Origin of the sequence: Corynebacterium spheniscorum (assembly GCF_900113445.1) — a bacterium.
Lineage (GTDB): Bacteria > Actinomycetota > Actinomycetes > Mycobacteriales > Mycobacteriaceae > Corynebacterium > Corynebacterium spheniscorum.
The window spans coordinates 49,302-75,533 of sequence record NZ_FOPJ01000003.1; the positions used below are offsets into that span (position 1 = coordinate 49,302).

At 58.7% G+C, this 26,232-nt stretch carries 20 protein-coding genes and 1 pseudogene; 3 read left to right on the plus strand and 18 right to left on the minus strand.

All coding sequences use genetic code 11. The features are described 5' to 3' along the window. Positions 1-10 precede the first annotated feature (10 nt). The 9 genes from galK to BMZ01_RS03145 all read right to left on the minus strand — a co-directional run bounded on the left by galK (position 11) and on the right by BMZ01_RS03145 (position 10,297). Complete coding sequence (gene galK / locus BMZ01_RS03105) at positions 11-1,240, minus strand: galactokinase (protein WP_092284340.1); 1,230 nt, start codon at positions 1,238-1,240, stop codon at positions 11-13. Then, positions 1,237-2,424: a galactose-1-phosphate uridylyltransferase gene (galT, locus tag BMZ01_RS03110; RefSeq protein WP_092284342.1), complete on the minus strand. Its 1,188-nt coding sequence runs from the start codon at positions 2,422-2,424 to the stop codon at positions 1,237-1,239. Before galT ends, galK begins: the two co-directional genes overlap by 4 nt. An 11-nt stretch (positions 2,425-2,435) precedes the next feature. After that, positions 2,436-2,762, minus strand: a complete 327-nt coding sequence (locus BMZ01_RS03115) for a hypothetical protein (RefSeq protein WP_092284344.1) — start codon at positions 2,760-2,762, stop codon at positions 2,436-2,438. 22 nt (positions 2,763-2,784) lie between these two features. Continuing rightward, on the minus strand, positions 2,785-4,443 hold the full coding sequence (locus BMZ01_RS03120; protein ID WP_092284703.1) for a sodium:solute symporter family protein: 1,659 nt from the start codon (positions 4,441-4,443) through the stop codon (positions 2,785-2,787). 242 nt (positions 4,444-4,685) lie between these two features. Further along, the gene (locus tag BMZ01_RS03125) at positions 4,686-5,606 is read right to left on the minus strand and encodes an aldose epimerase family protein (RefSeq protein ID WP_092284347.1); all 921 of its coding nucleotides are present in this window, start codon (positions 5,604-5,606) and stop codon (positions 4,686-4,688) included. A gap of 18 nt (positions 5,607-5,624) precedes the next feature. Next, a complete protein-coding gene (locus BMZ01_RS03130; RefSeq protein WP_092284349.1) occupies positions 5,625-7,841 on the minus strand; it encodes a polyribonucleotide nucleotidyltransferase in 2,217 nt (738 codons plus the stop codon). Positions 7,842-7,992: 151 nt separating this feature from the next. Beyond that, positions 7,993-8,262 (minus strand): 30S ribosomal protein S15, encoded by a 270-nt coding sequence (gene rpsO, locus BMZ01_RS03135; RefSeq protein WP_092284351.1) that lies wholly within the window; start codon positions 8,260-8,262, stop codon positions 7,993-7,995. A gap of 76 nt (positions 8,263-8,338) precedes the next feature. Beyond that, a complete protein-coding gene (locus BMZ01_RS03140; RefSeq protein WP_092284353.1) occupies positions 8,339-9,298 on the minus strand; it encodes a nucleoside hydrolase in 960 nt (319 codons plus the stop codon). Positions 9,299-9,322: 24 nt separating this feature from the next. Beyond that, entirely contained in the window at positions 9,323-10,297 is a 975-nt protein-coding gene (locus BMZ01_RS03145) for a bifunctional riboflavin kinase/FAD synthetase (protein WP_395890713.1), read from the minus strand. Between the two features lie 29 nt (positions 10,298-10,326). On the opposite strand from BMZ01_RS03145, the gene truB reads away from it, so the two are divergent. The 3 genes and pseudogenes from truB to BMZ01_RS03160 all read left to right on the plus strand — a co-directional run bounded on the left by truB (position 10,327) and on the right by BMZ01_RS03160 (position 13,710). Continuing rightward, complete coding sequence (gene truB / locus BMZ01_RS03150; RefSeq protein WP_092284355.1) at positions 10,327-11,223, plus strand: tRNA pseudouridine(55) synthase TruB; 897 nt, start codon at positions 10,327-10,329, stop codon at positions 11,221-11,223. A 57-nt stretch (positions 11,224-11,280) separates the two neighbouring features. Continuing rightward, entirely contained in the window at positions 11,281-12,084 is an 804-nt protein-coding gene (locus BMZ01_RS03155) for a PTS sugar transporter subunit IIA (RefSeq protein WP_092284357.1), read from the plus strand. 12 nt (positions 12,085-12,096) lie between these two features. Beyond that, positions 12,097-13,710, plus strand: a pseudogene (locus BMZ01_RS03160) (PTS ascorbate transporter subunit IIC). Positions 13,711-13,718: 8 nt separating this feature from the next. Here the strand turns inward: BMZ01_RS03160 and BMZ01_RS03165 are convergent. The 9 genes from BMZ01_RS03165 to infB form a co-directional block, all read right to left on the minus strand. Further along, positions 13,719-14,153, minus strand: a complete 435-nt coding sequence (locus tag BMZ01_RS03165) for a pyrimidine dimer DNA glycosylase/endonuclease V (RefSeq protein WP_092284359.1) — start codon at positions 14,151-14,153, stop codon at positions 13,719-13,721. Positions 14,154-14,177: 24 nt separating this feature from the next. Further along, positions 14,178-14,834, minus strand: coding sequence for a TetR/AcrR family transcriptional regulator (locus BMZ01_RS03170; RefSeq protein ID WP_092284361.1), 657 nt, complete (start codon positions 14,832-14,834; stop codon positions 14,178-14,180). A 242-nt stretch (positions 14,835-15,076) separates the two neighbouring features. Beyond that, complete coding sequence (locus BMZ01_RS03175) at positions 15,077-18,619, minus strand: exonuclease domain-containing protein (protein WP_092284363.1); 3,543 nt, start codon at positions 18,617-18,619, stop codon at positions 15,077-15,079. Between the two features lie 142 nt (positions 18,620-18,761). Then, a complete protein-coding gene (locus BMZ01_RS03180) occupies positions 18,762-19,463 on the minus strand; it encodes a 4'-phosphopantetheinyl transferase family protein (RefSeq protein WP_092284365.1) in 702 nt (233 codons plus the stop codon). Continuing rightward, positions 19,463-20,272, minus strand: a complete 810-nt coding sequence (locus BMZ01_RS03185) for a metallophosphoesterase family protein (RefSeq protein WP_092284367.1) — start codon at positions 20,270-20,272, stop codon at positions 19,463-19,465. The genes BMZ01_RS03180 and BMZ01_RS03185 overlap by 1 nt, the downstream gene beginning before the upstream one ends. A 1-nt stretch (position 20,273) precedes the next feature. Then, positions 20,274-21,596 carry an MATE family efflux transporter gene (locus BMZ01_RS03190; RefSeq protein WP_092284369.1) on the minus strand — a complete coding sequence of 441 codons (1,323 nt, stop codon included), beginning with the start codon at positions 21,594-21,596 and terminating at the stop codon, positions 20,274-20,276. Further along, positions 21,593-22,522: a DHH family phosphoesterase gene (locus BMZ01_RS03195; protein WP_092284371.1), complete on the minus strand. Its 930-nt coding sequence runs from the start codon at positions 22,520-22,522 to the stop codon at positions 21,593-21,595. Before BMZ01_RS03195 ends, BMZ01_RS03190 begins: the two co-directional genes overlap by 4 nt. A gap of 1 nt (position 22,523) precedes the next feature. Beyond that, the gene (gene rbfA, locus BMZ01_RS03200; RefSeq protein WP_092284372.1) at positions 22,524-22,967 is read right to left on the minus strand and encodes a 30S ribosome-binding factor RbfA; all 444 of its coding nucleotides are present in this window, start codon (positions 22,965-22,967) and stop codon (positions 22,524-22,526) included. 216 nt (positions 22,968-23,183) lie between these two features. Beyond that, complete coding sequence (infB, locus tag BMZ01_RS03205; RefSeq protein WP_092284374.1) at positions 23,184-26,189, minus strand: translation initiation factor IF-2; 3,006 nt, start codon at positions 26,187-26,189, stop codon at positions 23,184-23,186. Positions 26,190-26,232: the final 43 nt, after the last annotated feature.

The following is a 26,232-nucleotide window of genomic DNA, read 5'->3' on the forward strand; positions in this document are numbered from 1 at the left end:
TTACGTGATGCTAAACCTCCACCCGCTGCGCACCTGCGGCTGGGATAGCGACTGCCACCCGCGGGTCTCGGAAATTAGCTTCCGCAAAAGCGTCGGCAATCGCTTGGGCAATTTTTTCAATATCTGCCTTCTTGACCAGGGCGATGGCGCTGCCTCCGAAACCGCCGCCGGTCATGCGCGCACCCAGGGCTCCCTGCGCCATGGCGGTGTCGACCACCATGTTGAGTTCGGGGCAGGAAACCTCGTAGTCATCGCGTAGGGAGGCGTGCGAGGCGCACATGGAGTTGCCAAAGGCCTGCATATCGCCGCGTTTGAGCTCCTCAATGGCGTTGGCGGTGCGGGCGATTTCGCTTTGGACATGCGCGACCCGCGCGCGGACCTTCTTGCGCCACGCCTCCGCGTCGAGGGTGCCGCTGGGGTCTGGGTTTTCATCCGCCCACTGATCGGGGTTGAGGTTTTCTTGGTCGCGTAGGGGACCAAATTTTTCGCTTACCCCATCAATGACGGCTCGGCGGGAGGCGTATTGGCCATCGGCGAGTTCATGCGGGGCGTTGGTGTCGACAACCAGGATGGCAAGCCCGTGGCCTTCCATATCGAAAGGCACCTGGTAGCTGCTATTATCGCGGAAGTCGATGGCAAGGGCGTGGCCATCTTCGCCCTTGAGCGAAATCTGCTGATCCAGCCCGCCCGTGGAGGCACCAACGACCTCATTTTCTGCGCGCATGCAGGCCTTGGCGAGGATATCTTTTTCGGCCGTAGCTTCCTGCAGGTCGCAGGCGGCAACGGCAACGCAACATTCCAGCGCCGCGGAGCTAGATAGCCCCGCGCCGAGGGGAACATCAGATACCAAGGCCATGTCATAGCCGCGCAGTGGGACCACGCCTGCTTCGGCTAAGGCCCAGATGGTGCCCACAATATAGCCGGACCAATTGGCCGGGTTTTTAGGGCCAACATCTTTAAGATCAACCTCGGTTTGCAGGGTATTATCCCCGCTAATGGAGGTGATCCGCACCAAGGTATCTTCGCGGGGGGCCGCGGCCACCGCAGTGACCTGGCTTAGTGCGAAAGGCAGGCTGATGCCTTGGGCGTAGTCGACATGCTCGCCGATGAGGTTGACGCGGCCGGGGGCCACCCAGCAGCCAGCGGGGTTGGTGTTGTAGGTGTTGCGGAAGAGCTCGGTGGCGTCTTCGGCAGCTTCGGTGCGGCTGCGGGTGGGGATCCAGTGGACGTGGGTATTCACTGCTGGGCTCCAATCTCACGGAAGCGATCGGCGATGCGTTCTGGGGTGGTATCGGAGATCCAGGCGGAGATGCCGGATTCTGAACCAGCCAGGAATTTCATGCGGCCGGCGGAACGCATCATCGAGAAAAGCTCCAGGTGGAGGCGGCCGTAGCGGGTGGTGTATTCGCCCTGTGCGTCGGCGGAGGCTGCCTGCCCTTGGGTGGTGTTCCAGGGGGCTTGGTTCCAGGCGGCGATATAGGGGACGGAGTCTACCCCCTCGAAGAATTGGTCCAGGCGGCGAAGAAGATCGAGATACATGTGGGTGAGTTCTTCTTTTTCTTCGTCGGTGAGCTGGGAAAAATCCTTCACGTCGCGGCGCGGCATGAGCATGGCTTCGACTGGCCACTTGGCGGCCGCTGGGACGAAGGCCACGAAGTGCTCGCCTTCGGCGATGATGCGGCGCCCGGAGTTGAGTTCCGCTTCGAGCACTGCCTGGAAGAGGTCGGCGCCGTCGTGGGCGGCGGCGTACTCCCGGCATTGCTTGTCGATTAAGGCAGCGCGGGTGGGCAGGTAGGGGTAGGAATAGATCTGCCCGTGCGGGTGCTGCAGGGTGACACCGATTTCTTCGCCGCGGTTTTCGAAGGGGAAAACCACTCGCACTCCCTCTAGCCGGGAGAGCGCTTCGGTGCGATGCGCCCAGGCCTCCACCACGGTGCGGGCGCGGGAGTAGCTGAGTTCCTTGAAGCTGGAATCAGCATCCGGGGTAAAGCACACCACCTCGCAGCGTGCGAGCGCTGGGCGCCGCGGGAAGAGATCTTGGCCATCAACTTCGGTGGCGAAGTCTTCGGGTACTTCCATGTGCATAGACAGCGAGGGGAAGCGGTTTTCGAAGACCACGACATCGTAGTCATCAGCTGGGATCTCAGTAGGGGCAGCTGGGTCGGTGGTGGGTGCCAAGGGGTTGGCGTTTTTGGGTGGCATGAAGGTGCGGTTCATGCGGTGGGCGGCGTAGCAATTCCATTCACCGGTCAGTGGGTCGCGGCGCAACTCTGATTCGGTGTGTGCTTCGGGGAGATCCCGGGAGTCATTGAGCTCCCGGGTTCTCTGCCCGGAGACATAGCCTGCTTCATCATCGAAGTAGAGCAATTCGCGGCCGTCCGCGAGAGTTGTGCGGGTAACTCGAAAAGCGTGTTCAGCAGACATGATCTGTGTGCTTACACCTCGTTTGCGGGGTTGGGGTTTGCGGTCTCGGGATTGGCGTCGCCCGGGTTGACCGGAACGACGATGGGCTTGAAATAAGCCCAGCCCATGAATACTGCGGCGACGATGAGTAGGGCGACACCTGCCCAGATGTTGTAGCCGGCGTTCTTGATGGTGCCATCGCTGGGGTCAATGCCGGGATCAAGCAGGAGCCCGGAGAGTAGGACGATGAATCCGTAGATAGCCAGGAGCATGCCGATGACATTGCGGATGTCGAAGGCTCCGGCGACGCGGCGTGGCTTCTTAGTCTTAGCCACCGCGTTGGAAGTAGATGTAGCCATTGTGTGTGACTCCTTTGGCGCTTTAGGCGAAGACGACGTTGAGGACGATGACCATGCCCAGGCAGAGCATGCCTAGTGGCACGGTGCGGCGGTACCAGGCCAGGCCGTCTTCGTTGGCGTCGACGAGTTGTTCCTTCGGGGTGACGGACTTGACGAAGCCCACCAGCTCTTCATCCGGCTTCGGGGTGGTGAACATGGAGACCACGATGGAGACCACAATATCCACGACGAAGGCGATGGAGGCGGCAACGAAGGCGGTGCCTTGGCCGGGCAGGTTGAAGAAGGCAGCTTCGGCGCCGGTGAAGTTGCAGATATACCAGTAGATGATCGCAGAACCAGTACCGGAAACCAGGCCCACCCAACCGGCGGTGGGGGTCATGCGCTTCCAGAACATACCCAGAATGAAGGTGGCAAATAGCGGGGCGTTGAAGAAACCGAAGAGGGTTTGCAGGTAGTCCATGACATTGCCGAAGTTCTGGGCAATGAGTGCGGTGAACACAGCAATGGCGGTGGCCGCTACCGTGGCGATGCGGCCGAAGCGCAGGTAGTAGTCGTCTTCGCGGTCCTTGACGATATAGGTCTGCCAAATGTCGTAGGACATAACGGTGTTGAAGGCCGAAATATTGGCGGCCATACCGGCCATGAAGGCGGCCAACAGACCAGCAAGGGCGACACCCAAAAGACCATTGGGCAGCATATCGCGCATGAGGTAGAGCATCGCGTCATTCGGGGCGGCATTGCCATCCATAATCGGGGTGACGGTGGCACCGGCGATCATGCCGGGCAACACCACGATGAAGGGGACGAACATCTTCGGGAAGGCACCGATGATCGGGGTGCGGCGGGCAGCGGACAGGGAATCCGCGGCCATGGAGCGCTGAACCTCCACGAAGTTGGTGGTCCAATAACCGAAGGAGAGCACGAAGCCTAGACCGAAGACCAGGCCGATGACGGAGACCACGGGGTGTTCAAAGCCGGAGATATCCGTACCGGGCCAGGTGTGGAAGTGTGATTCGGCTTGGACCATGGTCTTTAGGCCACTCCAACCGCCGACCTTGTGCAGGCCGATCATGGTCAGGGGCAGCAGGGCTGCGATGATGACGAAGAATTGCAGGACTTCGTTGTAGATAGCTGCAGACAGGCCACCGAGGGTGATGTAGGACAGCACGATCACTGCGGCGATGATCAGGGTGACATAGAGCGGCCACCCGAGCAGCGAGTTAACAACCTTGGCCAGCAGCAGGAGGTTAATACCTGCAATCAGCAGCTGCGCGATGGCGAAGGAGATGGAGTTCACCAGGTGTGCGCCGGGGCCGAAGCGGCGGAGCATGAACTCAGGCACTGAGCGGACTTTGGATCCGTAGTAGAAGGGCATCATGACGATGCCGAGGAAGACCATCGCGGGGATGGCGCCGATCCAGAAGTAGTGCATGGTTTGGAAGCCGTATTGGACACCGTTGGCGGACATGCCAACGATTTCCACGGCGCCCAGGTTGGCTGAGATGAAGGCGAGGCCTGTCACCCAAGCGGGGAGGGAACGTCCGGAGAGGAAGAAGTCGATGGAACTCGACACCTTATTGCGGGCGGCGAAGCCGATTCCCAGGACGAAGATGAAGTAGATGGCAACGAGGGCGTAGTCGACCCACGATGCGTTGAGGCGTAATGCCCCCTCGGCAACGATCACGATCGTCTCCTTTGTGCGAGAGAGAACTTCACTTGAAGTGGCCTGGAGGGGAGGTATTCCACGACCCCTAAATGGGACTAGGGTCACAGTATTCGGTGCAATCCGGGTCCGGGTCACTTTAAGACGGTGTCGTGTCGATTATTACGCCGTATGCAGTTATTCGCATAGGTAGATTCCCTTGGAAAACCTGAACAAGTGGTCTACCAGGGGTTTCTTAAATAAAACTTGAACGTTTGGCCCTAATTGGGGGTAATCGCTCGTATGCCGAAAGAGTATTCGATGCTCTCAGATGGGGCCAAGGACATCAGATCAGTGCCGGAGCGTAGCGCATTAGGCGGGCAGCTCATCGGTTCCACCGCAAGTGCTCGACCCCAACCGGGGAAAGGTTCACCCCAGGATGGATCAGCGGTGTAGATCTGCAACCAATCCAGGGGCTTATCGCCCCAGAGGGCTACTCCCCTGCCCTGGGTTTCTGGGCGCTGGTCTACTAACTCGGCGTAACATTCTTCGGCCCCGAGGTGGATGCAGTGATCGAAAAGTTTCCCGCGCATATCTTGACCACTCTTAGTTGCCACGGTGCATAGGTCATCAATGGGGACTTCTGGGCCCATCGGCAAACAGCGTTCGGGGTCGAGCGGCAGGTAGCTGCAGGCTTCGGGGATGCGCAGGATGCAATCATCCAAGGCGGCGCCTTGGGCGATGAGATAGGGGTGCCAGCCAAAACCAATCGGTGCGGTGTCTTCCGCGGATTGGTTGCTGACTTTGAGGGTGGCACTTAAGCCAGTGATGGCATCAAGGGTCCAGGTGATCTCATAGGTCATCCACCAGGGCCAGCCTTCTTTGGGTTCATCGGTGAAGATGAGGGATGCGCTGGTGTCGCTATGGGATTGGGGGATCCACTCGGAGTATCCGAGGAGACCGTGGATCGCATTATTGCGATCTTTTTCGGTGACCGTCAGCTTGTGGCATACGCCGCGGTGGGCGTAGATGCCATCAGCTGTGCGATTCGGCCAGGGAAGCAGCAGGCATTGCGCCGTTAATGGCGCAGGTGCTGTCTCCCATTCGGCGATGAGCGGTCGATCTTGGTATCGCAGCGATGTGGGAATCGCTCCTGCGGTTGTGATCTCTGCTTGATAGTCGCCCGAATGGAGGGACAGCACCTAACTCACCTGATGTTCTTAGTCGTCGTTGCTCACCGGCTCCAAGGAGATCTTGCCGCGAGCATCAATGTTGGTGATCTCAACCTGGATCTTATCTCCAACATTAACCACATCTTCGACCTTCTCGATGCGCTTGCCGCCACCGAGCTTGGAGATGTGAATTAGGCCATCACGACCGGGCAGCAGGGAGACGAAGGCGCCGAAGGCAACGGTCTTAACAACCGTGCCAAGGAAGCGCTCCCCGACCTTGGGTAGCTGCGGGTTGGCGATGCCATTGATCTTGTCGATCGCAGCATCGGCGGCTTCACCGCTGGTGGCGGACACGTAGACGGTGCCGTCATCTTCGATGGAGATATCCGCACCGGTTTCTTCGGTGATGGAGTTGATGGTCTTGCCCTTGGGCCCAATGATTTCGCCGATCTTGGAGATCGGGATCTTCACTGCGGTGATCTTCGGGGCAAGCGGGCTCATCTCATCGGGTTCATCGATGACCTGGGCCATGGTATCGAGGATCTCCAGGCGGGCTTCGCGGGCCTGCTGGAGTGCCTTAGCCAGCACGGAGGAAGGAATGCCATCCAGCTTGGTATCCAGCTGCAGTGCGGTAATGAAGTCTTCCGTACCGGCAACCTTGAAGTCCATGTCGCCGAAGGCATCTTCAGCACCGAGGATGTCGGTCAACGCGACATAGCGCATCTCTCCATCAACTTCATCGGAGACCAGACCCATGGCGATACCAGCGACCGGAGCCTTAAGCGGCACACCGGCGTTGTAAAGCGACAGGGTGGATGCGCAGACCGAGCCCATGGAGGTGGAACCATTAGATCCCAGTGCCTCGGAGACCTGGCGGATGGCGTAGGGGAAGTCCTCGCGGGAAGGGATCACCGGCAGCAAGGCACGCTCGGCGAGCGCACCGTGGCCGATTTCGCGACGCTTCGGGGATCCCACGCGACCGGTTTCACCGGTGGAATAGGGCGGGAAGTTGTAGTGGTGGATATAACGCTTGTTTTCCACCGGCGACAGCGAATCGATGTGCTGTTCCATCTTGAGCATGTCCAAGGTGGTGACACCGAGGATCTGGGTTTCGCCACGCTCGAAGAGGCTAGAACCGTGTGCACGCGGGATCAGATCAACTTCCACGCCAAGGTCACGAATATCGGTGACGCCACGGCCGTCGATACGGAAGTGATCGGTGAGGATCATGCGGCGCACGATCTTCTTCATCAGGGCGTTATAGGCAGCACGGATTTCCTTGCCGGAATCTTCGAAGCGGTCGAGCAGAGCTTCTTCGACCTGCTCCATGTGCTCGTTGGTGGCTTCGTCGCGTTCCTGCTTGCCCTTGAGCTTGAGCAGCTTGGCGAGCTTGGTCGAGGCTTTCTTCTCGACTGCTTCGTAGATCTCATCGGTGTACGGCGGGAAGAGCGGGAACTCTTGGGTGTCCTTGGCGGCACGCTCGGCGAGGCCCGCTTGAGCCTTGCACAAGGTGGCGATGAAGGGCTTGGCGGCTTCGAGGCCTTCTGCGACAACCTTTTCGGTGGGGGCGGTGGCACCGTCCTTCACCTTTTCCATGACGGATTCGGTGGCGCCAGCTTCGACCATCATGACGGCAACATCATCGTTCTTCTTGCCGCTGAGGCGACCGGCAACCACGATTTCGAAGACAGCTTCTTCGTGTTGCTCAACGGTCGGGAAGGCAATCCAGTCACCGTCGACGAGCGCCATGCGGACACCGCCGACGGCACCGGAAACCGGAAGGCCGGAGAGTTGGGTGGCAGCGGAGGCACCATTGATGGCTACGACGTCGTAGAAATCCTTGGGGTCGCGCGAGAGCACGGTGATAACAATTTGAACTTCATTGCGCAGACCCTTAACGAAGGTGGGGCGCAGCGGGCGGTCGATCAGGCGGCAAGCCAGGATCGCATCCGTAGACGGGCGCCCTTCGCGACGGAAGAAGGAGCCGGGGATGCGGCCCGCGGCATACATGCGTTCTTCAACGTCAACGGTAAGGGGGAAGAAGTCGAATCCCTCACGGGGTTGCTTGCTGGCCGTGGTGGTGGCGAGCAGCATGGTGTCTTCATCGAGGTAAGTGGTGACCGATCCGCCGGCCTGGCGAGCAAGCTGACCGGTTTCAAAGCGGATGGTGCGGGTTCCGTGGCGACCGTTATCTAAGGTCGCGGTGGCCTCGATGATGCCGTAATCCGGATCTTCGTGGAATTCGACGGCATTCTTTTGGCTCATGCAGGTGTTCTCCTGAACGTTTTTCTATCTCGGCGGTGGTCATCGGTGCCACCGCGTGTTGATTGACTCTTCGCTCAACAGAGACTCACTCTAGCAGCGAAAAGCCCGCCCTAAGTAAAAAACTTAGAACGGGCTCAACTTTGAGGCTAGGTTAGCGGCGCAGACCCAGACGCTCGATCAGCTTACGGTAACGAGTGATGTCGTTGTCCGTGAGGTACTTGAGCAGGCGCTTACGACGACCAACCATCAGGAAGAGGCCGCGGCGCGAGTGGTGATCGTGCTTGTGGGTCTTCAGGTGCTCGGTCAGCGTGTTGATGCGATCAGTGAGCAAGGCCACCTGAGCTTCCGGGGAACCGGTGTCGCTCTCGTGTAGGCCGTACTCGGCCAAAATGGCCTTCTTCTTCTCCGGGGTCAGAGCCACGAAATCTCCTAGTTTATTTCAGTCCACATACTCTTGATGCTCTAACTGCTGTGGACCGCAGTCATCTTGGTGAGCGCTACGACCCTACCACACGAAGGATGCGGCTCATAAGCTCCGCCAGGAAACGCTCCTTGTCCACACCGACCGTGACGTGGCAGGTTTTAGGGGTTTTACTCAACCTGGTTTCATCGGCGATGGTGCGCCCACGGGTGGGGCCATCGGTATCGACCTTGAGATTAAGCGGCACATAGCGGCCCAAGCTAGGGTCAATCGCAATCGCGGTGGCCAGTGGATCATGCAGGTAGCAGCCGTTTAGTCCCGGCGCGGTGCGATCATGGGCGTCGATGTAGTAGTCGACGGCATCGGCGAGGAAATCACCTTTGGGGTTGCCTCGCCAACGGGCGGTGTCTTCTTTTGTGAGCCGGACTTGTTGGGTGGCATCCAACCCAACCATGGTGATCTGCGGGGCGGTGCGCAGCAGGTAGTTAGCGGCATCGGGGTCGCCAAAAATATTTGCTTCCGACCAGGGTCGGACATTGCCGGGGATGGTGACTGCTCCGCCCATGAGCACGATACGGGCGCCGTGTGCGAAGTCTTTGTCGCGCCGCATGGCTTCGGCGATATTGGTTTCTGGTCCGGTGGGCACGATGATGAGATCTTGGCCGAAGCGGTGGTAGGCCTGGATGAGGAAATCTGCGGCGTCTTTGGCGTCGGTGGTGGCCGGTTCGCTGGCATCGGGAATGTCGATATTGCCGATTCCATTGTGGCCGTGGATGAATTCCACGATCTCTTCGACTTCATAGGGGCCACTGCCCTGTTCTGGTCTGGAAGCACCAGCAATGACTGGGATGTGATTTTGCCTATAGAGAGCGAGAATTGCGCGTGCGTTGCGCACACCTTGTTCGACTTGGACGTTGCCGAAGACTCCGGTGACCCCGATGAGTTCAACTTCTGGGGATCCCAGGACGTAGGTCAAGCACATGGCATCGTCGATGCCGGTGTCGAGATCGAGGATGATTTTTGTGGGAGCAGCCATCTGTGGAAAGGCGACCTTTCTGTTTTAGGCTCCTAACGCCTTTCGGGTGGCTTCCACATCAGCCCCGATGGCATCGAGGAGTTCTTCTACGCCGTGGAACTTATGCATGTCCCTTAGCTTTTCCACAAAGGTTACTCGCGCGATCCGGCCGTAGAGGTCGGCGTCGCGATCGAGCACGAAGGATTCCACGCTGCGGCGTTCATCACCGAAGGTGGGGTTGGTGCCAATGGAGATGGCAGCTGGGTAGGCCACGCCTTCTTCCATGTCTCCGGTAGGGCCTTTGGCATCGACGATTTCGAACCAGCCGGCATAGACACCATCACCGGGGAGGGCGACGGAGTCTGGGAAGTATTGGTTGGCGGTTGGGTAACCCAATTCCTTACCGCCGCGGCCGGCACCGCGGACAATTTCGCCGCACACGCTATAGGGGCGACCGAGTGCTTCGGCGGCTTTGGTGAGGTCACCGTGGTTGAGCAGCCCGCGGATTTCGGAGGAGGAGACCCGTTGGGGGCCGTCATTGAGAAGCGGTAGGACATCAATCTCGACGCCATAGCGTTCGCCGAGTTCGCGGAGAGTGTCGGTAGTGCCGGCGGCTTTGTGGCCGAAGGTGAAGTTCTCGCCCACAACTACGGCTTTGACTTTGAGGGTGTCTACGAGAACGGAGCTGAAGAATTCTTCTGGTGAGAGTGCGGCCATCTCTTTGGTGAAGCGGAAGGCGAGCACTGCGTTGATTCCCAGTTCGTGGGCTAAGCGGGCGCGGTCATCCACTGTGGAGAGCATGGGTGGAACATTTTGGGGGCGCACTACTGATAGCGGGTGCGGGTCGAAGGTTGCGAGCACGCTGGGAACATTGAGTTCGCGAGCGCGTTGGATGGCGCGATCAATGAGCGTGCGGTGTCCACGGTGCACCCCATCGAAGACCCCGATTGTGACCACGGAGGCCACGAGGTCTGCGGGTACATCTTCTAGTCCGTGCCAAATCTGCTGCCGAATCTCCACTGCAACAGATTACGACATAGGCTTGTGCCATGAGTTCACAGGTACTGGGCGGGATCGCCATTGTTGATAAACCCGCGGGGATGACCTCCCATGATGTTGTGTCCACGCTGCGCCGATACTTCGGTACCCGCAAGGTTGGGCATGCCGGAACCTTGGACCCGATGGCTACGGGGGTATTGGTCGCGGGTATTAATCGCGGCACAAAATTTTTAGCGCATCTCACCAAAGCCGATAAGCGTTATAAGGGCACGATCCGCTTGGGTTCGGCTACCACCACTGATGACCGAGAAGGCGAGATTATTTCGCAGGCTAAGCCGGCTGCTATCGCTGCGATTGAGGATGAGCGGATTCTTCAAGGGGTGGCGGATTTAAGCGGCGATATTATGCAGCGTCCCACCGCGGTGAGTGCCATCAAGATTAATGGCAAGCGCGCCCACGAGAGGGTGCGTGAAGGTGAGGATGTTGTGATCCCGGCGCGCCCGGTGCGCATCGACAGTTTTAAGGTGCATGAGATTCGCCGGGGCGAGGGTTTTATTGATCTGGATGTGGATGTGGCGTGTTCTTCGGGCACCTATATTCGGGCGTTGGCTCGTGACCTGGGTGAGGCTTTAGGGGTTGGTGGGCATCTCACTGCATTGCGGCGTACCGCGGTGGGCTCTTTTTCCATTGAGCAGGCCACGGAGTTGGCGCTATTGGAAGAGGAACCGAAGTTTATGTCTTTAGATGAGGCGCTTCCGCTGTGTTTCCCGGTCCTTGAGGTCACTACCCAGGAGGCTGCTGATTTGGCGATGGGTAAATGGCTAGAGCCGCGTGGGTTGAAGGGGACCTTTGCCGCGGTGGATCCGGAGGGCCGTGCGGTGGCGTTGGTGAAAGAGCAAGGTAAGCGTTTGGCCACGGTGTTTGTGGCGCGTCCTTCGACTTTGTAGCTGTAGCCCTTAAAAGGGGTATTGGCAAGCTCTAAAAGTCCTTTTAGGATCCAGCCTATGAATACCTTGAGTAGTTTGTTGGATCCTTCGCGCATCCGGGTTGATGCACCGGTGAAGGATTGGAAAGAAGCTATTCGCCTGGCCGGTGGGTTATTGGAAAATGACCGGATTATTGAGCCGGCTTATACCCAGGCGATGATCGACATGGTGGTCGATAAAGGCCCCTATATTGTGATTGCCCCGGGCTTCGCTTTTGCGCATGCCCGGCCCAGCGCTGCGGTGCATGACACGGCGATCTCGTGGGTGCGTCTGGCTACCCCGGTGGAGTTTGGGCATAAGCGCAATGATCCAGTGAGTGTGGTGGTTGCCTTAGCGGCGGTGGATGATTCGGCGCACACCAGGGCAATGGCGCAGCTGGCGCGCATCATCGGGGATAAGGACACCTACTCGCGTTTAAATGAAGCCGCTTCGGCAAGCGAAGTCCACCGCATTCTCGCCAGCATTCCTGGGGAGTCTGGGACGCCGAGCTCGGAAAGCACTGCCCGAAAGGTTGAGCAGAGTGCGGTGTCGAGTACGCACGACAAGATCCTCACGGTGTGTGGCAATGGGTTGGGTACTTCCTTGTTTTTGAAGAACACCTTGGAGACGGTGCTGGAGCGCTGGGGGTGGGCGCGGTTTATTCAGGTGGAAGCCACCGACACGATTAGTGCGAAGGGTAAGGCGAAGGAAGCGGATTGTGTGCTGACTTCCGGCGAGATTGCGCGCGCGTTGGGGGATGTGGGGATCCCGGTGCGGGTAGTTGAGGATTTTACGGATACGCGGGAGATCGACGCGGCGCTGCGCGATCTTTATGACGTTTAAAGGCAGGCTGACATGCATATTGTGATGAGTATTGCCCAGTTCGTGGTCAATGAGATTTTGGCTGTTCCGGCGTTTTTGATCGGCATTATTACCGCTGTTGGTTTAGCGGCGTTGAAGAAACCCTTCGGGCAGGTTGTGGGAGCGGCGATTAAAGCCACCCTCGGGTTTTTGCTGATCGCTGGGGGAGCGGGGTTGGTGAGTGCTTCGCTGGAACCTTTGGGGGTGATGGTGGAAGGCCCTACCGGGGCGCATGGAGTGGTGCCTACTAATGAGGCGATTGTGGGGATCGCGCAGGATCAATTTGGTGGCCAGGTGGCGTGACTGATGATTTTGGGGTTTGCGGTGAGTTTGTTGCTCGCACGCTTCACTCCGCTGCGCTATGTGTTTTTAACGGGCCACCATGTGCTCTTTATGGCGACCTTGTTGACCATGGTGTTGGCGCTGGCGGGTTATAACGCCTGGATTGTGGTGGGTGTTGGCGCGGTGGTGCTGGGCATCATGATGGTGTCTTTGCCGGCGTTGGCGCACCCATGGACGCGTCGGATTAGTGGGGATGATTCGATTGCGATTGGGCACTTTGGGACAGCCGGCTATATTACGGCCGGTGCGGTGGGGTCTTTGGTGGGGAAGAACTCCCCTTCTACGGAGGAATTGCGCTTGCCGGAGGGTTTGCGCTTCCTGCGGGATTCGATGGTGTCGACCGCGCTATCGATGGTGTTGATGTACCTGGTGTTGGCGGTGATTTTGTTATTCCGCGCTGGTGAAGAGGTGGCGTTTGCGGCTTTTGATGGTGGGGCTACCTCGACGGGGAATTACTTTATGCAGGCGGTGAATCAAGGCCTGAAATTCGGTGTGGGTGTGGCTGTGATTCTGTTTGGTGTGCGCACCATCTTGGGTGAGTTGATCCCCGCATTCCAAGGCATTGCGGCGAAGTTTGTGCCCGGCGCGATTCCGGCACTGGATTGCCCGATTGTGTTCCCCTATGCCCAAAATGCGGTGCTGATTGGGTTTATTTCTTCCTTCATTGGTGGTTTGGTGGGGTTGGCTTTACTGGCGACCTGGTTGAACCCAATGTTTGGGGCGGCGTTGATTTTGCCGGGGTTGGTGCCCCACTTCTTTACCGGTGGTGCTGCCGGTGTTTATGGCAATGCGACCGGCGGGCGCCGCGGTGCGGTATTCGGGGCCTTTGCTAATGGCGTGTTAATTACGCTGTTGCCGGGCTTCTTGGTGTTGGTGTTGGGCTCCTTTGGTGAGGAGAACACGACCTTCGGGGATGCTGATTTTGGTTGGATCGGCATTCTTGCTGCTGGGGCTACGAAGCTTGGTGGGAACCTGGGGGCGCTCGCGGTGCTGCTGATTGGGCTTGTGCTCTTGGCGGTGGCGATTGTGGTGCAACGCAAGGCCGTTGATGGGCATTGGGATCCGGCACCGCATCGGCCGAAGGTGGGTGCGGCAACCGCTGTGGTTACTGGTGCTGCTGCTGGCGGTGCTGGTGGGCGTGCTGATGGGGAGGCGGCATGCGGATCGGCTGCTGAGTCTGTGGGCGCCGTCGGGACCGTGCGGGATTACCCGAAGATTGCCCCGCCGAAGGGCGCTCCTACTCCCCCGCCGCCGCCTGAAGAATAGGGCTGTGTTTAGGGGCGCTCCCATTCGGCGATGGGCCCCGGGATGAGAGTAAAGAGTGCGTTTAGTGGTGGCTGGGAGTAGTGCCAAGCACTGCTTTCTAGCCACTGCGGGTCACGTTCTTGAAGTTTCTTGCGCAGGTGCTGGATTTCGAAGTCGACTTGTCCCTTAGTAACCATGATCTTTGAGGCCTGCGTGTGGGGGAAAAGAATTTTTGTGGCATCGAAGTTATAGCCACGTGCGCAAGCCTCGGCATGAATGCCCTGGAGGTAACAGCCGATGCTGGCAAGTGGGTCTTCTTGTTCCCGGAAGCGTAGGAGTTGCGGGTGTTGGCGGTAGCCGCGGGTGTGGCCGGCTAAAACTTTTTGGGCCAGGAGGGTTTCTCGCCAGCACGCAACGAGGCCTTTGCTATCTAGCAGGCTGGGGTGAATGCTCCATAGACGCATGATGTGTTTGTTGATGCCGCCTTGCTAAAAGAGGGGGAATTGGTTGGGGTCAGGGTCGTGCTCGGCATTAGGGTGTGCATCGGCTTCGCGCACAGGGCGGCCGGTGAGGTGCCATTGCACCACCGGAGCGCAGCAATCCACAATGCCTTCAATATCGAGGCGCTTTAGTTCTGGTTGTTCAAGGAAGACTTTGCCGGCGAAGAACCCGAAGAGTGTGGTTTGGGCGAGGTCTACCCGAAGGTCTGCATCGGGGTAGCCGGCGGCGCTAAGTTCGCGGCGGATACGACCCCAAAAGACAATATCGAGGCGTTCGCGCATATCCCTAAAAGAACCGGGTTCTTCCACGATGGCGCGTACGCGGGCGATATAGCTAGGCCCCATTGGTGACAACCACAGTTCGGCCATAAGGCGGGTGACTGCTTCTCCAGCGGTATCAGGGCCGATGTCTTTGAGCCGTTTGGCGAGATCCAATGGATCAATGGGGGTTTTGGTGGCGATTTCGTAGAGGTTTCTTTTATTGCCGAAGTGGTGGGCAATCAGTGCCACATCTACTTCTGCGGCCTGTGCGATATCTCGCACCGTGGTTTTGCTGAAGCCGCGTTGGGGGAAGAGCGTGCGCGCGGCAGCGAGAATTCTTTCGCGTCCGGGCAGCTCAATGAGCGCGTCTTCCTGTTTGGCCATGGTGTGTGGTGTTCGGTGGGCTTTCTTCTACTGATCGCGAGGAGGGACCTCGCGCGTATGGAACATCGCTGGGCGGTGAAACATAAAGCGGGCATTGCCCTACACCTATGTGCTTGTGCACTTTGTGTGACTGTGCACTTCGGTGCTTGTGTGGCAATGCCCGCTTATTATCCCCTACCGAGAGTGTTTTCCGGGTTAATAAGGGCCCAAAGCTCACCTCGGTATGTCGCAGCGACTATTTGCTAGAGGGATCGGAGCAGATCCTCGAGTTCTTGATCGCGGCGATCCCACATGGCAGAAATGATCCTGCGGCGTGGGGTCTCAGGGGTTAAGCCAATGGCTTCAGCAAGAATCTTCATGGCCGCTGCCCCATCGAGTTGGGTGGGATCATGCAGATCATCGAAGCCAGTGGCATTGAGGAGTTTGGCTACCGGCTCGCTGGTCTCAACGCTATCGGTGGCTTTGGTGACCTCGAATTTATTGGGACCAAAGTGCAGCCACACGCGTTGGCCTTCTTCTACCTCAAGGTGTTCGAGGAAACGCCGGATAGTGGAGGTGGCGTAAGTGTTCGCACGCCAGCTAAAGGTTTGCGGCCCCAGTTCGCTCGGTACCTGCACTTGCCCATTGAAGGGCACGTCATAAAGCGCGGCGATAGCGCCGGGCACCGGCATTCCGGAGCCACGTAGTGCATCCGAGTTGACGGTGAGGAGCAAGGACCACACGCCATCGCGAAGATAAAGGCCGCGGGCTTCTTGAGGGGTTGCCTCATTGACTGCCTCAACAGTGGATTTAAATACGCGCCCATTACGGATCTCGAACTCCGGGCTACTGGCATAAGACAGCAGGGACTTCGGGGAGGCCCCGTATCGGACTACTTCGCGTTGGAGCTTCTTTAAGGAAGCTCCTTGGCTACCGGCCTCTTCAATGCGGCGGCGTAGGAAATCAGTGATGGTGGTCCACTCTTCTAGCCCCCACTCAGTTAAGGCCCAACGGTCTAACCCGCAGCGGTGCACCCGTGGGTCCAGGCTAAGAGCATTGGCGATGGATCGCTTGGAACGATCCTTCATCATCTTCGCCAGGGCATCGCCACTCATGGGGTTATTGCGAATGGACAGTTCAGCGATTGCGCGGTCCACCACGGTGCCTTGTTTGGTGCGGGCTAACCCGCCACGTACCCAAGCGCGTTGGGTTTTGCGTAGCCGGGCGGTGAGATCTTTGGGGCTGGTGCCCATAGCTTCGGCAAGCTCCGAGACATCAGCAACACCATATTGATCAGCGAATCTGTCAATGGCTTCTTCTAGGCGTTCATCAGCACCTTCGAGGATCAACCACTCTTGGTCCAAACGCCACTGCTGCTTCGCCAAGGCAGCAAGATCCAGCAGGAAATGCCGGCTGGTAGCCGTGGGTTCCTTGAGCATTGGGAGCGCATCGAGGAGTTCTTCTTTGCGCATCCAAGGATCAATGCGCTGCCCTATCGCAGTGATCAGCACATTAAGCGCCGGGCAGTTCTCATCCACCTCAGCTTGAAGAGCACGTGCAAGTTGACGGACGCGTTCGCGGGTGACCCGCAGTTTCTTGCCAATATCTTCGAGGGTTTTATTGCCCTGGAAGCGCTTTTGGAAGATGAAGGCATAGCGCTCATCGGCACCGAGCGCGCGGAGGAACTCTAGGCGAGCTTCTTCGATGATCTCCGCGGTGGGGTCAGTAATGGCCATGGCCTGGCGTACCGCGGTAGGTAGATTCTCATCATCCTTGTTCGGCCATTGGCCGGTCAGTGCCGCCCAACCGCTCAGCAGACGAAGATGCGACTCAACGGTTTGGCCCTCATCATCAGCGTGATAAACATCTGGGGTGATCAGTTCATCGCCGGGCTCTTCATAGATGCTTTCTAGGTCACCATCGAGCAGTTCCGGGTTGATTTCTTCGGTAAGTTCCTCGGATTGATCATCACCGGAGTCCCATTCATCAAGCGCTAGGAGCACAACGCTATAGACCAGGCTTTGCAGCCGCATACGGCCCACACCGGGCACACCTTCAAGGTCACTAACCCGAGCGCGTAGCGGTTCTGGGTAGCGAGCGAACCAGCGGGAAACCACCAGTTGATCTGGTTGCAAACCAGTAGGCCGCATCTGCGGGGTCAACGCCGGACTGATATCGGAAAGCTGCTCATCGTGGTGTTGAGTGAGCCACTCTTCAGCCACATTGGTGGCAGTGTGCGTGATCCGCGGATCAACTACCAGCCAGGGGAAAATCTCCTGCCACTGAATACTGAGGGAATCCGCCGTAGCATCACTGCTGTGGGGTTGAGTGCTTTTAGCTGCTTCCTCTTGTGCCTCTGGCTCACTGCGCGCATTGAGATACGCGCGATAACCGGCACCCGTGCCGGTTGGGGATTCTGCTGCGGGCTCCCCTAGTTTTTGAAGCACATTGAAAGCAGAGTTGCGGGTGTCATCTGCCTCCTTCAGCATCTCTTCAAGTTTCACGCCATGAGCAGCGGTGGGCTCAGTGGTCTGCTCAGCAGTCTCGGCAGTATCTTCGGCGCTGATCTCGGCAAGATCAGGTTCTTGGTCCACCAGATCTTGAAGCAGGCGGGTGAAGGTGGGTTCATCAACCACCGGCACCCCAAAGCGGCGGGCACGCTGCATTTTGCCGGACATCGAATCCAGGTCTGCGCTTACAAGCAGTTTGGAGTTTTGTCGAATACCGCCGACATTAAGACCAGCAGCAGTGGCGCGGGCTTCCCACTCTTCACGAGGTAGCGCCAAGGCACCGGTGAAGGTCACGCGATCACCAGGTAATAGCTCAAGGGCGGACTCGTTGAAGGAGCCGGCCTTGCGGGATTCTGCTGGGGTGGCCAGCAATTTGGTGACGCGGGAATGCGGCACCTGGAGTTCATCGGCGATACGGATAATCCAGCTGCGTTCAGCTGGGGTGACGACCCCATCAGCCCAGGCATCAACAGCCAGGGAACGCAGGAAGCGATCATGTAGTTCGGCCACATCATCGGCGCCAAGCTGGTACTTAGAGGCCAGCTCAACGAGGGCTTCGACTTCACCTTCATCAAGGCGGCCATCAACCAACACATCAGCTAAGAGGTTGAGGTACTCACGGGCAGCTTCATCACTGTTATAGGAGGAGGTGCTAGCAGCCAAGCGGGCAAGCCAATGTTCCTTAGCAACATCAACGCTCGTATCCTTGCGCGGCAGCACTGGGGCGCTATCGAGGCCGTTCAGAGCATCGAGGTTGAGGTTGAGTACCTCGCAGCTATCAAGGTAGCCACGCATTTTCGGCAGGAAGTGCCTAAATAGTTCAGCGGTAGCTTCCGCATCACCTAAAGCGGCATGCGGGTGGCGATTATTAATACCAGCAACCTTGAGGCAGTCAGAGAGTTTGCGGACATGCCCATCGAGATAGCGCTGCGCCATAGCTTGGGTGCATAGCGTCCAATCAATATTTTCTGGAAGCTGCACCTGGAGGCGTTGGAATTCATTGCGCAGGAAGCGGGTTTCAAAGGGGGCGTTGTGGGCGACCATAACGCGGCCATTGATGCGTTGGGCGAATTCTTTCGCTACTTCGGAAAACCGTGGTGCCCCAGCGACCATGCTGGGTTGGATGCCATGGACGTTGGCGTTATCGAAGTGGCGGTCTGGTTGCACCAGGGTTTGCCATTTTTCTTGCGCGTTGCCTTCAGCATCAAGGGTGACCACCCCAATTTCTAGGACGCGATCCGAGGGCCTAAAACCGGTCGTTTCGAAGTCCAGGACAGCAAAAGATGGACTATTCATTGCTAGATCTCCTCAGTGGCCAGGAGCATTTATCTGGCTGGGTTTATTGAGCAAGTTTTCACTTGGTGTTTTTAACTATTGGGGACCTTAGCAACGCTGAGGGGTCACACCCTGATCAGTTATCGCCTAGGGTTTCGAAGAATTAGGAAAGTACCTGGTGGAAGGGGCCATTATCTTCCTGTCCTTCCGCTGGCACCGCGGTGGTGGCAATGACATAACCATTGCGAATCATCCACCGCCCACGGATAAAGGGAACCGGAGTGGGGCGAACCAGAAGATAGGACACGAAGGTGCCATCTAGGCGCAGATCAATTTCCGCGTCTTCGAAACCTAACCAGCGATGCGTCATCGGGAACCACGCTTTATAGGTTGCTTCCTTGGCGCAGAACAACAAGCGATCCGGGGCTGGGATCCCAGCATCAGCAAGTTTTTCGAGCCTGGGGAGTTCCCCGGGGCGCGCAATAGAGCCCAGGATTCCTTCTGGCAGGGGTTCTGCTGGTTCGGCATCTAAGCCCATGGAGCGCACCGACCAGGTGGGGGCGACAACAGCGGCGCGGAAACCATTGGTGTGGGTTAAGGAGCCGCACACACCATCAGGCCATAGTGGCATGCCGCGGTCCCCGCGAAGTACTGGTAGGCCATTGCCTAAACCTAGTTCTTTTAAGGCGCGGTGGGCGCACCAGCGGGCATCACCGAATTCGGCTTTGCGTAGGCGCACAGAATGCGACACCACGGCTTGCTCTAGGGGGTGAAGGTGCCGGAAGTTTTCTAAATCGGGGTTGCTCATGTCGACTGTGACATAGCACCAGCGTGCTTCGGCTGGGAAAAGAGCGGAGTCAAGCATTAGTTCCTCCCCTCCCCCATCGTCATCACCGGATAGGGCCAGGGTTGTGGGTGTTTCCTTTTCTCCCACTCACGTGGGTAGCCCAAGGAGACCTCAGTATGCGGCACCCCATTGACCTTGATGGTCCCGGGTAGGTGCAGGTGCCCGTAGATGACTTCGCGGGCACGGTACCGGGTCGCCCAGGCGCGGGTGTGTCGGGTTCCGCACCATAAGGCGAGTTCTGCTTGGGCGAGGCGGTCCGTTGGTTCTTGGACCAAGGGCCAGTGGTTAATCAAAATTGTTTCGCCCTCGATCCGACTGAGCCTCTTAATGGAGTAAGTCAGTCGATCCCAACACCACGCCCGGATATCTGCGAAAGGTGCGATGGCGAATTCATCGGTCATCAGGATGCGTTTTTCGCGGGCTTGTTCCAGCGCTGCTTCCACGGTCATTCCAGCAGGCCGGAAGGAATAGTCGTAGAGGGTGAAAAGCGGTGCGATGGTCACCCCATCGAAAACCGCGTAGGGGTCTTCTGGGGTGAGTACATCGATCTCACGGCAGCCATCAACCAGTTGGGTGTATTTATCGCGGCCGCGGTGGGTGTCATTGGCGCGGGAGAAGAGTTCATGGTTCCCGGGTGCCCAGATGACGGTGTGGAAGCGGGCTTTGAGATCCGAGAGGATATCGAGGACTAATTCGGTTCGCTCTGCGACATCACCAGCGACAATCAACCAGTCCGAGGGGTCGGCTGGTTGAATATCTGGCACCCTTTCTAAGTTGGCGGGCACCGAGGCGTGCAAGTCTGCAACTGCCCAGAGCGTGGTGGTCATATTATTTTGCCCATTTCATGGACTTAAAGCGCCACACCACGAAGACGAGGCGCAGCAAGATGAAGGCGGTGAGGCCCATCCAGATGCCGGTGAGGCCACCGTCAACGAGATAAGCGATCAGCACACCAGGGATAAAACCTAAGAGTACCGAGACCATGGTGGCATTGCGTAGGAATACTGCATCGGAGGCACCCAAAAGCACCCCATCGAGGGCGAAGACCACACCACCGGCAATAATCATGCCCACCATTAACCACCAGGGCCCGGAGGTCATAGCGTGAATAACACCTTCATCGTGGGTGAAGATCCCGGGGATAATGCCCACCCCGGCAGCAGCAACGCCTGCCACCCCAATGGAGAATACGAAGGAATAGAAGGTCACCCGGATGCCGACCTTCTTGGCGATCTCAACGCTGCCGCGCCCAAGGGCTGCGCCGGTAAGGGTTTGGGCGGCAATGGCTAGGGAATCCAGGATAAGGGTGATGAAGTTCCAGAGTTGGAGTTGCACCTGGTGTGCGGCCAGCGCGTGTTGGCCAAAGCGTCCGGCTACGGCGGCGGCGGAAATGAAGGCCACCTGGAAGCTTAGGGAACGAAGAATCAGGTCGCGGCCTAGGATGAGCTGTTGTTTCATCACCTCAGGTTTTGGTGCCCAGGTGCCGTGGTGTTCTTTCCATAAGGTGAAAAGGAAAAGCCCGGCGGTAATAAGCACCCCGGTGAGGTTGGCAATAGCGGAACCCTGGATACCCATACGCCCCACTAAGAAGGGCACCAACAAGGCCCCGGGGATGACACCGGCGAGGGTGAAATAGAGGGGGCGTTTGGTGTCTTGGATGCCGCGGAGCCACCCATTGCCGGCCATGATGCACAAGATGAAGGGCACGCCGATAGCGGCGATGCGAAGCCAGCGGGTGGATTCGGCGGCTACGGCACTATCCACCGCGATAGCGCTGGTAAGCCAGGGGGCGCCGAGGATCACGATGGTGGCGATCACCAGGCCCACACCTAAGGCCACCCAGGTGGCTTGTACGCCTTCTTCGATGGCTTCATCGCGCTTGCCGGAACCATAAAGGCGGGAAGCGCGGGCGGTGGTGCCGTAGCTGAGGAAGGTGAGCTGGGTGGTGACTTGGGCTTGGATGGTGGTGGCTGCACCGAGGGCTGCGAGTGCGGTGGCGCCGAGTCGGCCGACTACTGCGGTATCAAGCAGGAGGTAGAGCGGGGTGGCTGCCAGCACGCCGAGTGCGGGGAAAGCGAGTGCAAAGATATCGCGGGCAGACACATTATGGGTTGTGTCCGCCTGCGATTGTTGGGTTGAGGCGGGGGTCATAGGTTAGCGAGTAGCTCCTTGAGAACACGATCGCGATCACCGCGGGCGGTATAACCAGCAGCTGGGATATGGCCTCCGCCGCCAAGTTTCACTGCGATATTGGCGACGTTCATGCTGGTGGAGCGCAAGGATACGGACCAAATATCGGGGTCGTTTTCTTTTAAGACCACCCCTAGTTCTACGCCATCGAGAGCACGGACCGCATCGACGAGGGATTCCACAGCAGCATCCGAGCAGGTGGAGATCACCCCATGGTTGGCAACCAGCACACCGACTTTAATGTCGCCGACGGTGTAGGTGCGCAGGTTGGCAAGGACAGCACCGATCCGGCGGGTATCGCGCACGGTGGTGTTGTCCATGAGTTCTTCACCGATGATGCGCACATTAAGTCCGGTGTCCATGAGCTTGGCGGCTAGAAGGTGCATCCGTGAGGTACCCCAACGGAAGCTCCCGGTATCGGTTACCAGCCCGGCATAAAGTGCGTGGGCTAATTCCACATCAAGCTCGATGCCCATTTCTTCAAAGAGCTCGGCGATCAAAGAAGTAGTGGATTCCACCTTCGCCACCACATTGTGGTTGCCGAAACCAGTGTTGGAAGCATGGTGGTCTAGCACCAAGGTGTTCGGGTGTGCGGCGACCTGCTGAGCCAGTGCCCCAGTGCGGTCGATGGAACCGCAGTCCACGATGACCACGAGGTCTGCTTCCGGGAGGGTTTCGGTGCAGGAGATCGTTTCGGCACGCGGGATGCTCAGCATATTGTCGGGGATGGGTGTGGTTTGCCCAATAAGCCCCTGGCAGGGAATACCGAGTTTTTCCAGACCGATAATCATGCCGCCGATGGACCCGATGGCATCTGCATCGGGCCGGATATGGCCAATGACGACAGCCTTGGTAGCAGAGCGCAGCAGTTCTGCTGCCCGCTGCATCTTAGGCTTCCTCGTCGTCGTCGATCTTATAGGGGTTGGGGTCCCCTGCTGGTTTGGCCTTACGTTTTAATTCAGCAAGCTCCGCGTCGCGCTTGCGGGCGCGTTCGAGGATTTCATTAAGGTGCGCGGAGGTTTCCGGCACGGTGTCATGCTCGAAGGCCAAGGTGGGGGTGAAACGTACGCCGAGTTCATCGCCGACGATTTTGCGCAGTTGGCCACGGGCCTTCTTGAGGGCTTCAGCGGCCATGGGGATATCGGGTTCGTCCTCGATATTGCGGCCACGCACGGTGTAGTAGATGGTGGCGTCGTGGAGATCTCCGGTGACTCGACAGTCGGTGATGGTGACCAATTCGAGTCGGCGGTCCTTGATCTGGCGTTCAATTGCGGAAGCGACGATCGTTTGGATTCGCTTGGCCAAACGGGCCGCGCGTGCCTTATCTACCATGGTCTTCTCCTTTTAATCACCGCTATGAGTTGGTGATTCTTCTAAACTCTTCTTTTTCTCAGACTCGCGCCCCATCTTAAACCAGGCGCGGCAAAGCTTTGATTCTGCACCCCGGTCACGGGGGAGATAAACCCCAGCCCGTAGGTATCGGGGAAAGCAAAAGAAATTCCCCACGCGCCAGAGGCCGGCGACGTGGGGAATTCTTAAGCGCGGGTATTAGTCGCGGGGGACCTCAACCATTTCGAATGCTTCGATCTTGTCGCCAACCTCAATATTGGGGTAGCTCAAAACCATGCCGCACTCGTAGCCCTTGGCTACCTCGGTGACATCGTCTTTTTCGCGACGCAGCGATTCGATGGTGCACTTTTCGGCAATAACATTGCCGTCGCGAATCAGGCGGGCGGTGGCGTTGCGGCGCACCTTGCCTGTTTCCACCATGCAGCCGGCGATCAGGCCGATAGCCGAAGCCTTGAAGATGGCACGAATCTCGGCGGTACCGATTTGGCGCTCCTCGTAGATCGGCTTGAGCATGCCCTTAAGCGCAGCTTCGATTTCTTCCAGTGCCTTGTAGATAACCGTGTAGTAGCGGATATCCACGCCTTCGGAATTGGCTTCCTCGGTGGCTTTGCCTTCGGCGCGAACATTGAAGGCAACGATCACAGCATCGGAGGCAGAAGCCAGAGACACGTTGGTTTGGGTGACGGCACCAACACCACGGTCGATGATGTTGAGCTGCACCTCATCGTCGATGTCCAGCTTGAGGAGGGCTTCTTCCAGGGCTTCCACGGAACCCGCGTTGTCGCCCTTGAGGATGAGGTTGAGGCTGCTGTGTTCCTTGAGCACGGCATCCAGATCTTCCAGGGAGACACGCTTACGCTGCTTGGCAGCCATGGCGTTGCGCTTACGCGCATTACGTTGGTTCGCGATTTGGCGGGCAACGCGGTCATCTTCGACCACCAGGAGGTTATCGCCAGCACCGGGCACACCGTTGAGGCCTTGGACCTGCACCGGACGGGAGGGGCCGGCTTCTTCCACGTCATCGCCGTATTCGTCGATCATGCGGCGCACACGACCATAGGCATCGCCGGCGACAATGGAGTCACCCACGCGCAAGGTACCGCGCTGCACAATAACGGTGGCAACGGGGCCGCGACCGCGGTCCAGATGCGCTTCGATGGCGACACCCTGAGCATCCATCTCGGGGTTGGCGCGCAGATCGAGTTCCGCATCGGCGGTAAGCAGGACAGCTTCGAGCAGGCCATCAATATTGATGCCTTGTTTAGCGGAGATATCCACGAACATGGTGTCGCCACCATATTCTTCCGGAACCAGACCGTATTCGGTGAGCTGGCCACGGATCTTCTCCGGCGAAGCTTCCGGCTTATCGATCTTGTTTACTGCCACCACGATCGGCACATCAGCGGCCTTGGCGTGGTTAATGGCTTCCACGGTCTGCGGCATGACGCCATCGTCTGCGGCAACCACCAGGATGGCGATATCCGTGGACTTAGCGCCACGGGCACGCATGGCGGTGAAGGCCTCGTGACCAGGGGTATCGAGGAAGGTGACGGTGCGGTCACGGTCTTCGATATTGACCTGAACCTGGTAGGCGCCGATGCCCTGGGTAATACCGCCGGATTCGCGGCCACCAACGTTGGTGTTACGGATGGTGTCCAACAGGCGGGTCTTACCGTGGTCGACGTGACCCATGACGGTGACCACTGGCGGACGCTTGGCGAGATCATCTTCGGTACCTTCGTCTTCACCGAATTGCAGGTCGAAGCTTTCGAGCAGCTCGCGATCTTCATCTTCGGGGGAGACAACTTCAACCTTGTAGTTGATTTCCTCACCGAGCAGCTGCAGCGTTTCATCGGAAACAGAAGCAGTGGCGGTGACCATCTCACCAAGGTTGAATAAGGCCTGTACCAGGGCCGATGCCTCGGCACCGATCTTTTCGGCGAAGTCCGACAAGGAAGCGCCCCGACGCAGGCGAAGGGTTTGTCCGCCGCCATCAGGCAGGCGAACGCCGCCGACGACCTTTGGCGCCTTCATTGCCTCGTATTCATTACGCTTCTGGCGCTTCGACTTACGTCCGCGACGCGGTGCGCCACCGGGACGACCGAAAGCACCTGCGGTGCCACCACGGCGACCACCACGGCCACCGCGGAAACCGCCGGGACCACCAGGGCCGCCGCCGGGTCCGCCACCACGGCCACCACGACCACCCTGGCCACCACCGGGGCCACCGGAAGTGGCGGCTTGGCGCGGCATTTGGGCCGGGTTCGGGGGCATCATGGCCGGGTTGGGGCGACGACCGCCGCCCTGAGCGGCACCAGCGCCACCGCGCTGGCCATCGGACTTGGGCTTACCCTGTGCACCGGCACCGGGGCGACCGCCACCGGGGCGCGGCTGACCACCCGGGCGAGGTTGGCCGCCGGGGCGAGGTTGACCACCACGGCCACCGCCGGGGCGCGGGGAGTGGCGCTCAGTACCCGAAGAGAAGGGGTTATTGGCTACGCGCGGTGCGCGGGCACCAGGCTTGGGGCCTGGCTTAGGCATCGGGCGCGGCATAGCCTCGGAAGGCTTCTTGGCATCCGACTTAGCGGCATCGGCAGCTTGGGCGCCTTGTTGGGCGCCGGGCTTGTCTTCGGCGGCTTTGAAGACCGGGGCTGCGGGGCTGGCCTTGGGCGAAGCAGGCTTCTTAGCTGCCTCACCGGGCTTGGCGGAAGCAGCGGCTGCCGGCTTGGCAGCGGCCGGCTTGGCGGCTGCGGGCTTTGCCCCGGCGGGCTTTGCCCCGGCTGGCTTTGCCCCGGGGGTTGCCTTGGCGGCATCTGCCGGCTGAGCGTCAGCCTTCTCGGCAGCTGCAGCGGGCGTGGCCTTAGCGGCCGGCTTGGGTGCGGCCGGCTTCTTAGCACCGGGCTTCGGTGCGGCGGCCGGCTTCTTGGCGGCAGAGCTCTTAGCTTCAGCTGCCTTGGCGCCCGGCTTCGCGGCAGACTTAGCTGCGGAGGCCTTAGCGCCCTTGGCCGTATCAGCACCTTCAGCAGGTGCTTGTTCGGCCTGAAGTTTTTCATAGTGAGACAGCATCTTCTTCACCACCGGGGGTTCGATGGTGGACGATGCGGTCTTAACGAACTCGCCTTGTTCTTTCAGCGTGCCCAGCAGTTCCTTGCTGGTAATGCCGATTTTCTTAGCTAGTTCATGGACTCGTAGTTTTCCTGGCACTTTTCTCCTTGGTGTGTCTCCGCAAGGTGTGGTGCCCAGGAAC